Below are 12536 nucleotides of genomic sequence, written 5' to 3'. Positions count from 1 at the left end.
ACGCCCGGTTACATTTCGAACCCGGAAGCTAAGCCTTTCAGCGCCGATGGTACTGCAGGGGGGACCCTGTGGGAGAGTAGGACGCCGCCGAACAACCCGCCCTTTTAGCTCAGTCGGTAGAGCGTCTCCATGGTAAGGAGAAGGTCAACGGTTCGATTCCGTTAAAGGGCTCAGCACATCAGAGAAGGCCCCCGCCACTATGGCGGGGGCCTTTTTTGCGTTCCGGGTCCGGGCGGTACGGGGAGCGGGCCGGAGCCCGCCCTCCGCACCCCTCGTGCCGGGGCCGTGCTCGGTGTCAGTCGCCCTCGCGCTGGTGCGGGACGCGGAAGGCGAGGATCGCCATGTCGTCCGATGCGGGTTCCGCCGCGAAGCGTTCCACCGCGCGTAGGACGCGGGAGGCCACCGCGCCGGCCGTGAGGCCCGTGCACGTGGTGAGGACCTCGGCCAGGCCGTCGTCCCCGAGCATGCGGGTGCCCTCGCGGCGCTCCGTCACGCCGTCCGTGACGCAGAGGAGTACGTCGCCCGGGTCCAGGGTCAGGGTCTGCTCGTACAGGCTGAGGTCCTCGATCACCCCGAGCAGGGGTTGGGGCTCGGCCGCGGCCAGGACCTCGCCGTCGGGGCGCAGGCGCAGCGGCAGTGGATGCCCGGCGCAGACGACCTTCATCAGGGCGCCGCCGTCCGGCTGCGGGTGGAGCTCCCCGTAGAGGAGGGTGAGGAAGCGGCTGCGGGCGCCCTCGTCGAGGATGGCCGCGTTCAGGCGCTCCAGGACCGCCGGGCCTCCGAGGCCCTCACGGGCCAGCAGGCGCAGGGCGTGACGGGCGAGGCCGGTGACGGCCGCCGCTTCCGGGCCCGTGCCGCAGACGTCGCCGATGGCGAAGCCGTACACGCCCGCGCGGATCGGGAAGACGTCGTAGAAGTCGCCTCCCACCTCGTTGCCCTCGCCGGCCGCGCGGTAGATGACCTCGACCTCCATGCCGGGGATGGCGGGGGAGCCGGGCGGCAGCAGGCTGCGCTGGAGGGAGCGGCTGATCGCCGTGCGCTCCGAGTAGAGACGGGCGTTGTCCAGGGCCAGGGCGGCCCGTCGGGACAGGTCGTCGGCCAGTTCCAGGATCTCCTGGCGGAAGTGTTCCTCGCTGGGTCGGCCGAGGGTGAGCAGGCCGATCACGCGGTTGCGGGCGAGGAGCGGCAGGACCACCGTGTCGCCGCCGACGGCCGTGGCGGCCTCCGGCCAGGGGCGGGCCCCGGCCTCGCGGACCGGTTCGGGCGGGTTCACCCGGGCCAGGAGGGCCTTAAGGCCGTCGATGCGCTCCTCGTCCTCGTGCAGGACGTAGGCGAGGTACGGGTCGGAGGCCTGGTCGGCGATCGTGTAGACGGCGCACCAGGTGGCCAGGGTGGGGACGGTCATCTGGGCCATGAGGGCCAGGGTCTGATCCCGGTCCAGGGTGCCGGCGAGTAGGTCGGAGGCCTCGACGAGGAAGGAGAGGGAGCCGCGGCGCAGGCGTTCCAGCTCGCCGAGGCGAGCCGATTCGACGGCCAGGGCGATGCGGTCGGCGGCGAACTGCAGGCGCAGGGCGTCCTCGTTGCCGTAGCGGCCCGGAGTCTCGGCGGCGACGCCGAGGGAGCCGGTCAGTCGGCCCTCGACCTTCAGCGGGACGGTGACGGCGGACCGCATGCCGGTGGCCTCCAGGAGCGGCACGGCTCCGGGGACGGCGGGGAGGTCCTCGTGGACGGCGGGCATGCGGGCGGAGCCGTAGCGGTTGGTGCCTGCCTCCACCGGGACGCGGGCGAAGCGCTGACGGGTGGACGGCAGGCCCGTGGTGGCGCGCACCTCCAGCTCCGTCTCGTCGTCGGTGGCCAGCAGCAGGAAGGCGGCGTCGGCGTCGAGCATGTCGCGGGCCCGTTCGACGGTGCGCTGGAGGAGGCCCTCCAGGTCGTCGGGGGCGGGGGAGCCGATGAACAGCTCGAAGGGGTCCGCCGCCCTGGGCTCGCCGTGCGGGCCGCCGTCCGTGGACGGGACCCGTACGGGGCTCTGGAGCAGCGCGCGCTCGTCGTCGTGGACGAGGAGGCAGACGATGGACGGTTCCCCGTGGGCGTCGCGGACGCGCAGGTGGGAGGCGTAGACGGGGATGACGCGGCCGTCGGCGCCGCGGATGCCGTAGCTGCCCTCCCAGCGGGACAGGCGCAGGGCCTCGGCGATGCCGGTGCCGGTGCCGGGGGTCTGGGGCCAGGCGGCGATCTCGGCCAGCGGGCGACCCACGGCCTTCTCGGCGGGGTGGCCGAAGATGTGCTCGGCGTCGTCGTTCCAGGCGGAGACGGCGTCGGAGGAGTCGATCTGGAGGACGGCCACGCGGACCCGGCTGTCGGCGAGCGGCAGGAAGGTGTCCGGGACCACAGGGCCCGCGGAACGGGTACCGACCGGACGGTCCGGCATGTCGAGGCGGAACCACACGTGCTTGTGGGTGGCCGTGTACTCGACGCCCCAGCGGGTGGCCAGGGCGGCGCAGAGCATCAGACCGCGCCCGCTCTCGCGGTCGGGATCGGCGTACGGGCGCTCGCCGGGGTGCTGGAGCGGAAGCTCACGCTCCGGGTACCGGTCGGCGACCTCGACGCGTACGCCCTCCTCCGCGCGCAGGCACAGGACTTCGGCCCGGGTGCCGGCGTGGACCACGGCGTTGGTGACCAGCTCGCTGGTCAGGACCACCGCGTCGTCGATGATGTCCGCGAAGCCCCAGCCCTGCAGAGTGTCGCGGACGAACGCGCGGGCGGCGGCGACCGAGCGCCCTTGCGGATCGAAACTGGCAGCCGCCCGTGCCGTGATCACGAGTCTCCTTCGACGAGGTGGACATCGGGTGCCAGGTTACTTACCTTCTTGGCGCCCAGGAGCCGTCGTGGGGGATTCCACCCACGGGGTGCGGACGGTGTGCGATGGTGCCGAAGGTTATGGCCGGGTTCGGTCGGGGTGAAACACTGGGCAGGCTTGGAGAGCCGGGTAGTGGATGTTCGGATGTCCGGTGGAACAGCGGTCGACCCTTTCGGGAGGGACACGGTGGAGTCTGGCGCAGCGGTGCGGCGTACGGGAACGCGCCCCAAGGGGGGTCGGTCTCGGCGCGGCAGTACGACCGAGGTGGATACCGCCGCTCTGAACCGGTTGCTCACTGCCTTGGTGTCCATGCGGGACGGAAACTTCCGCAAGCGCCTGACGGTGTCCGGCGAGGGCGTGATGGCGGAGGTCGCCGCCGTCTACAACGAGGTCGCCGACCGCAACCTCCACCTGACCGGTGAGCTGTCGCGGGTGCGGCGCATGGTCGGGCGCGAGGGGAAGTTGAGCGAGCGGCTGGAGACGGGGGCCTGCGAGGGCTCCTGGGCGGCCGCGATCGACGCCTCGAACCAGCTGGTGGACGATCTGGCGCGGCCGGTGTCCGAGGTGGGCCGGGTGCTGTCGGCGGTGGCCGAGGGCGACCTGGACCAGCGGATGGACCTGCGCACACAAAGCTCCGACGGGGTCGGGCACCCGCTGCGCGGGGAGTTCCTCAAGGTCGGGCGTACGGTCAACAACCTGGTCGACCAGTTGTCGGCGTTCACCGACGAGGTGACGCGGGTGGCGCTGGAGGTCGGTACCGAGGGCAAGCTCGGCGGCCAGGCCCAGGTGCGCGGGATGTCCGGGTCCTGGAAGGATCTGACCGACTCCGTCAACACGATGGCGTACCGGCTCACCGCCCAGGTGCGTGACATTGCTCTCGTCACGACGGCCGTCGCGAAGGGCGATCTCTCGCGCAAGGTCACGGTGCACGTGGCCGGCGAGATGCTCCAGCTGAAGAACACCGTGAACACGATGGTGGACCAGCTGTCGTCCTTCTCCTCCGAGGTGACCCGCGTCGCCCGCGAGGTGGGTACGGAGGGCGAGCTCGGCGGCCAGGCGAAGGTGCCCGGGGTCGCGGGGGTGTGGAAGGACCTCACGGACTCCGTCAACACGATGGCGGGGAACCTGACGGCCCAGGTGCGCGGGATCGCGCAGGTCACGACGGCCGTCGCGAACGGCGACCTGTCGCAGAAGGTACGGGTCAGCGCGCGCGGCGAGGTCGCGCAACTGGCCGAAACGATCAATCAGATGACCGAAACCCTTCGGACCTTCGCGGACGAGGTCACGCGTGTGGCCAGCGAGGTCGGCGCCAAGGGGCTCCTGGGCGGCCAGGCCCAGGTTCCGGGGGCGGCCGGTACGTGGAAGGACCTCACCGACTCGGTGAACACGGTCTTCCGCAACCTCACGACGCAGGTCCGCGACATCGCGCAGGTGACCACGGCGGTCGCCAACGGCGACCTGTCGCAGAAGGTCACGGTCAACGTGGCCGGCGAGATGCTGGAGCTGAAGAACACCGTCAACACGATGGTGGACCAGCTCCAGTCCTTCGGCGCCGAAGTGACACGTGTGGCCCGCGAGGTCGGCGTCGAGGGCGAGCTGGGCGGTCAGGCGCAGGTGCCGGGGGCGGCCGGTACGTGGAAGGACCTCACCGACTCGGTGAACACCGCCTTCCGCAACCTCACCGGGCAGGTCCGCAACATCGCGCAGGTGACCACGGCGGTCGCCAACGGCGACCTGTCCCAGAAGGTCACGGTGGACGTCTCGGGCGAGATGCTCCAGCTGAAGAACACCGTGAACACGATGGTGGACCAGTTGTCCTCCTTCGCCGACCAGGTCACGCGGATGGCGCGCGACGTGGGCACGGAGGGTCGGCTGGGCGGCCAGGCCCGGGTGGAGGGCGTGTCGGGCACCTGGAAGGAACTGACCGACTCCGTCAACTTCATGGCGGGGAACCTGACCTCGCAGGTGCGCCAGATCGCCCAGGTCACCACGGCGGTGGCGCGCGGTGACCTGTCGCAGAAGATCGACGTGGACGCCCGGGGCGAGATCCTGGAGCTGAAGAACACCATCAACACGATGGTCGACCAGCTCTCGGCCTTCGCCGAGCAGGTGACCCGCGTCGCCCGCGAGGTGGGTACGGACGGACGGCTCGGTGGGCAGGCCCAGGTGCCGGGCGTGGCCGGGGTGTGGCGCGACCTGACCGACTCGGTGAACGGCATGGCCGGGAACCTGACCTCGCAGGTCCGCAACATCGCGCAGGTCGCCACGGCGGTGGCGCGCGGCGATCTGTCGCAGAAGATCGACGTGGACGCCCGGGGCGAGATCCTGGAGCTGAAGAACACCCTGAACACCATGGTCGACCAGCTCTCGAACTTCGCGGAGCAGGTGACCCGGGTGGCCCGGGAGGTGGGCACCGAGGGCATCCTCGGCGGCCAGGCCGAGGTCAAGGGTGTCTCCGGCACCTGGAAGGACCTCACCCAGTCCGTCAACTTCATGGCGAACAACCTGACCTCGCAGGTCCGCAACATCGCCGAGGTCACCACCGCGGTGGCCATGGGCGACCTCTCCAAGAAGATCACCGTCGACGCCAAGGGCGAGATCCTCGAACTGGTCACGACGGTCAACACGATGGTGGACCAGCTGTCCTCCTTCGCGGAGCAGGTGACCCGGGTCGCCCGCGAGGTGGGTACGGAGGGCATCCTCGGCGGTCAGGCCCGGGTGCGCGGGGTCACCGGCATCTGGAAGGACCTCAGCGACAACGTCAACACGATGGCGGGGAACCTGACGGCCCAGGTGCGCGGGATCGCGCAGGTCTCGGCGGCCGTCGCCAACGGCGACCTGACGAAGAAGGTCACCGTCGAGGCGCGCGGCGAGGTCGCGCAGCTCGCGGACACCGTGAACACGATGGTCAAGACCCTGTCCTCCTTCGCGGACGAGGTCACGCGGGTGGCCCGCGAGGTGGGCACGGAGGGCCGCCTCGGCGGTCAGGCGCACGTCCCCGGGGTCTCGGGCACCTGGAAGGACCTCACCGACTCGGTGAACTTCATGGCCTCGAACCTCACCGGTCAGGTGCGGCAGATCGCCATGGTCACGACCGCCATCGCCAAGGGCGACATGACCAAGAAGATCGACATCGACGCGCGCGGTGAGATCCTCGAACTCAAGACGACCATCAACACGATGGTGGACCAACTGTCCTCCTTCGCCGACCAGGTGACCCGGGTCGCCCGCGAGGTGGGCACCGAGGGCATCCTCGGCGGCCAGGCTCGGGTGCGCGACGTCGACGGCACCTGGCGGGACCTGACCGAGTCCGTGAACGAGATGGCCGGGAACCTCACCCGGCAGGTCCGCGCCATCGCGGCCGTGGCCACGGCTGTGACCCGCGGGGACCTGAGCCTGAAGGTCGACGTGGACGCGGCGGGAGAGATCCAGGTCCTCCAGGACAACATCAACACGATGATCGTGAACCTGCGCGACACCACCCTGGCCAACAAGGAGCAGGACTGGCTCAAGGGCAACCTCGCCCGCATCTCGGCCCTGATGCAGGGCCGCCGCGAGCTGGACGACGTGGCCTCGCTGATCATGAGCGAGCTGACCCCGGTGGTCTCGGCGCAGCACGGCGCCTTCTTCCTGGCCCTGCCGTCCGGCGGGGCCCCGGAGATCGGGACGGAAGGGGCAGGCGAGGGCTCGTACGAGCTGCGGATGCGCGGGAGTTACGCGTACGCGGGCGGCCAGATGCCCACCTCCTTCCGGCCGGGGGAGGGGCTGATCGGGACGGTCGCCGAGGAGAAGCGGACGATCCTCGTCGAGAACACCCCGCCCGGCTACCTGCGGATCTCCTCGGGGTTGGGCGAGGCTCCGCCGGCGCACGTGATCGTGCTGCCGGTGCTCTTCGAGGGGAAGGTGCTCGGCGTCATCGAGCTGGCCTCCTTCACGCAGTTCACCCAGATCCAGAAGGACTTCCTCAGTCAGATCGCCGAGATGATCGGCACGAGCGTCAACACCATCTCCGTCAACTCCAAGACGGAGATGCTCCTCAAGCAGTCCCAGGAGATGACCGAACAACTGCGGGAGCGTTCCGACGAGTTGGAGAACCGGCAGAAGGCCCTCCAGGCCGCCAACGCGGAGCTGGAGGAGAAGGCCGAGCTGCTCGCCCAGCAGAACCGGGACATCGAGGTGAAGAACACCGAGATCGAGGAGGCCCGGCAGGTCCTGGAGGAGCGCGCCGAGCAACTCGCGGTCTCGATGCGGTACAAGAGCGAGTTCCTGGCGAACATGTCGCACGAGCTGCGCACCCCGCTCAACTCGCTGCTGATCCTCGCCAAGCTGCTCGCGGACAACGCGGACGAGAACCTCTCGCCCAAGCAGGTGGAATTCGCCGAGACCATCCACGGCGCCGGCTCCGACCTGCTCCAGCTGATCAACGACATCCTCGACCTGTCGAAGGTGGAGGCCGGGAAGATGGACGTCTCCCCGACCCGGATCGCGCTGGTGCAGCTGGTGGACTACGTGGAGGCCACCTTCCGCCCGCTCACCGCGGAGAAGGGCCTCGACTTCTCGGTACGGGTCTCCCCGGAGCTGCCCGCCACCCTGCACACCGACGAGCAGCGCCTCTTGCAGGTGCTGCGCAACCTGCTCTCCAACGCGGTGAAGTTCACCGACAACGGGGCCGTGGAGCTGGTGATCCGGCCGGCCGGGTCCGATGTGCCGATGGCCATCCGGGAGCAGTTGCTGGAGGCGGGGTCGCTGCGCGACGCGGACGCGGACCTGATCGCCTTCTCGGTGACCGACACGGGCATCGGCATCGCGGCGAGCAAGATGCTGGTGATCTTCGAGGCGTTCAAGCAGGCCGACGGCACCACCAGCCGCAAGTACGGCGGCACGGGCCTCGGCCTGTCCATCAGCCGGGAGATCGCCCGCCTGCTGGGCGGCGAGGTCCACGCGGCCAGCGAGCCCGGTCGGGGTTCCACCTTCACCCTGTACCTGCCGCTGCACCCGAGCGAGCTGCCGCCCCAGGGGTACGCGCCGCCCACCCCGGGCGGGGCGCGCGGGGAGTACCGCAGGACGGCCGAGGAGGTCCGGGAGGCGGACCCCGTGGTCCAGGCGCCCGTGCCCGTGGAACCGGCCCCCGTACGGCAGGCACTGCCCGCGGCGGAGCCCGTCGCGCAGGGATCCTCGGCGCTCTTCCGTCGCCGGCGCAAGCCGCCGACCGACGCGCCGGCGCGCACCGAGGTGCCGGGCCGGCAGGACGCCGGGGCGTGGGAGCTGGACGAACCGCTGCCGGTGGCGCCGCGGACGTACGACTTCCACGGCGAGCGGGTGCTCATCGTCGACGACGACGTGCGCAACGTCTTCGCGCTCACGAGCGTGCTGGAACAGCACGGGCTCGCGGTGCTCTACGCGGAGAACGGACGGGAGGGCATCGAGGTCCTGGAGCAGCACGACGACGTCTCGCTGGTGCTGATGGACATCATGATGCCGGAGATGGACGGATACGCGACGACCTCGGCGATCCGGCGGATGCCGCAGTTCGCGGGTCTGCCGATCATCGCGCTGACGGCGAAGGCGATGAAGGGGGACCGGGAGAAGGCCATCGACTCCGGGGCCTCCGACTACGTGACCAAGCCGGTGGAGCCCGACTACCTGCTGACGGTCATGGAACAGCACATGCGGGGAAACTGACCGGTGCGGGCGGTGTGGTCGGTGGGCGGACGGGGAACCATCTGTCCTCCGCCCACGTTTCCGCTACGTGCACAGTGACATCTTGGTGACAGGGTGTGGCGATCTCGGGACTGGGGCTACGATGACCGGCACAAGGACGGACGGCGCAAGGATGCCGTCCTCTGGGGTGGGGCCCGGCGCACAGGCCGGAGCCAGGAGCCGGGGAGGCCCCGTGTCGGGGCGAGGAGGACAGGGCATGGTGCAGAAGGCCAAGATCCTCCTGGTCGACGACAGGCCGGAAAATCTGCTGGCGCTGGAGGCCATCCTCTCCGCGCTCGATCAGACACTGGTCCGGGCGTCGTCGGGGGAGGAAGCGCTCAAGGCGCTGCTGACGGACGATTTCGCGGTCATCCTGCTGGATGTCCAGATGCCGGGCATGGACGGATTCGAGACGGCCGCGCACATCAAGCGCCGTGAGCGGACCCGCGACATCCCGATCATCTTCCTGACCGCGATCAACCACGGTCCGCACCACACCTTCCGCGGGTACGCGGCGGGCGCGGTGGACTACATCTCGAAGCCGTTCGACCCGTGGGTGCTGCGCGCCAAGGTCTCGGTGTTCGTGGAGCTCTACACGAAGAACTGCCAACTGCGCGAGCAGGCGGCCCTGCTGCGCCTCCAACTGGAGGGCGGCGGTTCCAACGGCGAGGGCAGCAAGGAGACGGCCGGGCTGCTGGCCGAACTGTCCGCGCGGCTCGCGGCCGTCGAGGAGCAGGCCGAGGCGCTGACCAAGCAACTCGGCGAGGACTCCGCAGACGCCGGGGTGGTGGCCACGGCCGCACACCTGGAGCGCAAACTGACCGGCCTGCGCCGGGCCCTGGACGCCTTGGAGCCCGGTACCGGCGGGGTCAGCCCCGTACTCCCCGCCCAGGGCTGAGGGCGGCGGGCGGACAAAGGGGTGCCGCTCCGCCCGGACGCCCCGGCCCCGCGCGGCCGTCGGTTCTGGCGGCCCGTCAAAGCGCGTACGCACGCGGCGACACGAACGGGTGAAGGGGTGGGCAGACACTCGCACCGGCGTGCGCACGGGTAACCTCGGGCCCATGGCCTCAAGTACGTCCGGCAAGGGTTCCCAGAGCACCGCGGGCACCGCGAAGAGCCGCGCCGGCCGTACGACGGCGCCGGCCAAGAAGGCGTCCCCCGCCGCCAAGCCGCCCGCCAAGAAGGCCGCGGCGGCCCGGCGCGCCCCGGTCAGGAAGGTCGCCGCCAAACCGGCGCCGTCCCCGACGGGCGGCGTGCTGCGGCTGGTGCGCGCCTGTTGGCTCGGTCTCGCGCACGCCGTCGGCGCGGTCTTCCGCGGCGTCGGTCGGGGCGCCAAGAACCTCGATCCCGCACACCGCAAGGACGGCTTGGCCCTGCTGCTGCTCGGCCTGGCCCTGATCGTCGCCGCCGGGACCTGGTCGAACCTGAGCGGGCCCGTCGGGGACCTGGTCACGATGCTGGTCACCGGCGCCTTCGGACGTCTCGACCTGCTCGTGCCGATCCTGCTCGGCGTGATGGCGGCGCGCTTCATCCGCCACCCCGAGCAGAGCGACGCCAACGGCCGCATCGGCATCGGCCTGTCCGCGCTGGTCATCGGCGTCCTCGGGCTCGTCCACATCGCCTGCGGGGCGCCCGGCCGGGACGAGGGCACCACCGCGATGCAGAACGCGGGCGGGCTCATCGGCTGGGGTGCCTCCAAGCCGCTGATCTTCACCATGGGCGCGCCCCTGGCGGTGCCGATGCTGGTGCTGCTCACGATCTTCGGGCTGCTCGTGGTCACGGCCACCCCGGTCAACGCGATCCCGCAGCGGATGCGGCGCCTCGGGATCCGGCTCGGGATCATCGCGCCGAACGCGTACGACGAGGGGTACGGGGAGCCCGGGGACGCCGTGGACGGGCAGGACCGGTCGGACCGGGCGGACCGTCACGACCCGGAGCGGTGGCGGGCCCGCAACGGCGCCCCCGCCGACCCCGCCGGTGCGGCGGCGGAGGCGGCCCTCGCCCGGCGCCGCCGACCGCGGCGCGCCGCCGGCCGTCCGGGGGAGCGGGAGATGGACGCCGTCGACGTGGCCGCGGCGGCCGCCGCCGCGCTGGACGGGGTGGTCTACGGGGGGATGCCGCCGTCCCCGCTCGTCGCCGACCTCACCCAGGGGATCTCGCCCGGTCGGGAGGGCGTGGAGGTCACCGCCCCGGTGCCGCCGGCCCGCGAGGGACGCCCGGCAGCCGCGGGTTCGGCGGGCGCGAGCCCGGCCACCGCGAGCCCTGCCCCCGCCGCCCCGACTCCCGCGACCGCCCCCGCCCCGGCCCCCGCCGAGGAGGCGCCCCACGAGCGCACCGCCGCCGCCTCCGGGAACCTGTCGGTGCCCGACCTGACGAAGGCCCCGCGCGAGTCCGAGTCCCTGCCGCCCCGCGCCGAGCAGCTCCAACTGCGCGGGGACATCACGTACGCGCTGCCCTCCCTGGACCTGCTGGAGAAGGGCGGGCCCGGCAAGACCCGCAGCGCCGCGAACGACGCGGTGGTGGCGTCGCTGAGCAACGTGTTCACCGAGTTCAAGGTGGACGCGCAGGTCACCGGCTTCACCCGGGGGCCGACGGTCACCCGCTACGAGGTCACCCTCGGCGCGGCGGTGAAGGTCGAGCGGATCACCGCGCTGGCCAAGAACATCGCCTACGCGGTGGCCTCCCCGGACGTCCGCATCATCAGCCCGATCCCGGGCAAGTCGGCCGTGGGCATCGAGATCCCGAACACCGACCGCGAGATGGTCAACCTGGGCGACGTCCTGCGCCTCGCGGACGCCGCCGAGGACGACCACCCGATGCTGGTCGCGCTCGGCAAGGACGTCGAGGGCGGCTACGTCATGGCCAACCTCGCGAAGATGCCGCACGTGCTGGTCGCGGGAGCCACCGGCTCCGGAAAGTCCTCCTGCATCAACTGCCTGATCACCTCGGTCATGGTCCGGGCCACCCCGGAGGACGTCCGGATGGTGCTCGTCGACCCCAAGCGCGTCGAGCTGACCGCCTACGAGGGCATCCCGCACCTGATCACCCCGATCATCACCAACCCCAAGCGGGCCGCCGAGGCCCTCCAGTGGGTGGTGCGCGAGATGGACCTGCGCTACGACGACCTGGCCGCCTTCGGCTACCGCCACATCGACGACTTCAACCGGGCGATCCGCGAGGGCAAGATCAAACTGCCGCCGGGCAGCGAGCGGGAGCTGACCCCGTACCCGTACCTGCTGGTGATCGTCGACGAGCTGGCCGACCTGATGATGGTTGCCCCGCGGGACGTCGAGGACTCGATCGTCCGCATCACGCAGCTGGCCCGCGCGGCCGGCATCCACCTGGTGCTCGCCACCCAGCGGCCCTCGGTGGACGTGGTCACCGGCCTGATCAAGGCGAACGTGCCCTCGCGCCTCGCCTTCGCCACCTCCTCGCTCGCCGACAGCCGCGTCATCCTCGACCAGCCCGGCGCCGAGAAGCTGATCGGCAAGGGCGACGGGCTGTTCCTGCCGATGGGCGCCAACAAGCCGGTCCGCCTCCAGGGCGCCTTCGTGACCGAGGACGAGATCGCCGGGATCGTGCAGCACTGCAAGGACCAGATGGCGCCCGTCTTCCGGCAGGACGTCACGGTCGGGCAGAAGCCGAAGAAGGAGATCGACGAGGAGATCGGCGACGACCTGGACCTGTTGTGCCAGGCGGCGGAGCTGGTGGTCTCCACCCAGTTCGGATCCACCTCGATGCTCCAGCGCAAGCTGCGCGTGGGTTTCGCGAAGGCCGGACGGCTGATGGACCTGATGGAGTCCCGGGGCGTGGTCGGCCCGAGCGAGGGTTCGAAGGCGCGCGACGTCCTGCTCAAGCCCGACGAACTCGACGGTGTGCTCGCGGTGATCCGGGGCGAGGAGCCGGCGTAGGACAGGGGTCTGAACGGCGCCCACCGGGCTCACTCGACCGAATGGACTCGGTACGGACTCGGAGG

At 71.0% G+C, this 12536-nt stretch carries 4 protein-coding genes, 1 tRNA gene and 1 rRNA gene; 5 read left to right on the top strand and 1 reads right to left on the bottom strand.

Going from position 1 to position 12536, the window contains the following annotated elements; all coding sequences use genetic code 11:
- Both rrf and ACIOD1_RS17360 read left to right on the top strand, forming a co-directional pair.
- Window positions 1-93 (top strand): 5S ribosomal RNA (gene rrf, locus ACIOD1_RS17365); the annotation flags it as partial.
- Between the two features lie 5 nt (window positions 94-98).
- Window positions 99-171: transfer RNA gene (locus ACIOD1_RS17360), tRNA-Thr, on the top strand.
- Window positions 172-295: 124 nt separating this feature from the next.
- Here ACIOD1_RS17360 and ACIOD1_RS17355 read toward each other — a convergent pair.
- Window positions 296-2821 carry a SpoIIE family protein phosphatase gene (locus tag ACIOD1_RS17355; RefSeq protein WP_365616229.1) on the bottom strand — a complete coding sequence of 842 codons (2526 nt, stop codon included), beginning with the start codon at window positions 2819-2821 and terminating at the stop codon, window positions 296-298.
- 225 nt (window positions 2822-3046) lie between these two features.
- Between ACIOD1_RS17355 and ACIOD1_RS17350 the strand changes: the two genes are divergently transcribed.
- The 3 genes from ACIOD1_RS17350 (at window position 3047) to ACIOD1_RS17340 (ending at window position 12471) form a co-directional block, all read left to right on the top strand.
- Window positions 3047-8542, top strand: a complete 5496-nt coding sequence (locus ACIOD1_RS17350; protein ID WP_365616231.1) for a HAMP domain-containing protein — start codon at window positions 3047-3049, stop codon at window positions 8540-8542.
- A gap of 235 nt (window positions 8543-8777) precedes the next feature.
- Window positions 8778-9458: a response regulator gene (locus ACIOD1_RS17345; protein ID WP_365616233.1), complete on the top strand. Its 681-nt coding sequence runs from the start codon at window positions 8778-8780 to the stop codon at window positions 9456-9458.
- Window positions 9459-9621: 163 nt separating this feature from the next.
- Complete coding sequence (locus ACIOD1_RS17340; RefSeq protein ID WP_401903041.1) at window positions 9622-12471, top strand: DNA translocase FtsK; 2850 nt, start codon at window positions 9622-9624, stop codon at window positions 12469-12471.
- Window positions 12472-12536: the final 65 nt, after the last annotated feature.

Source organism: Streptomyces sp. NPDC088097, from assembly GCF_044741845.1.
Taxonomy (GTDB): domain Bacteria; phylum Actinomycetota; class Actinomycetes; order Streptomycetales; family Streptomycetaceae; genus Streptomyces.
This window is presented reverse-complemented; position numbering and strand designations above follow the sequence as displayed.

Coding starts and splice junctions, on each gene's coding strand:
- ACIOD1_RS17345 (WP_365616233.1), top strand. CDS start 8,778: ATGGTGCAGAAGGCCAAGATCCTCCTGGTCGACGACAGGCCGGAAAAT.
- ACIOD1_RS17340 (WP_401903041.1), top strand. CDS start 9,622: ATGGCCTCAAGTACGTCCGGCAAGGGTTCCCAGAGCACCGCGGGCACC.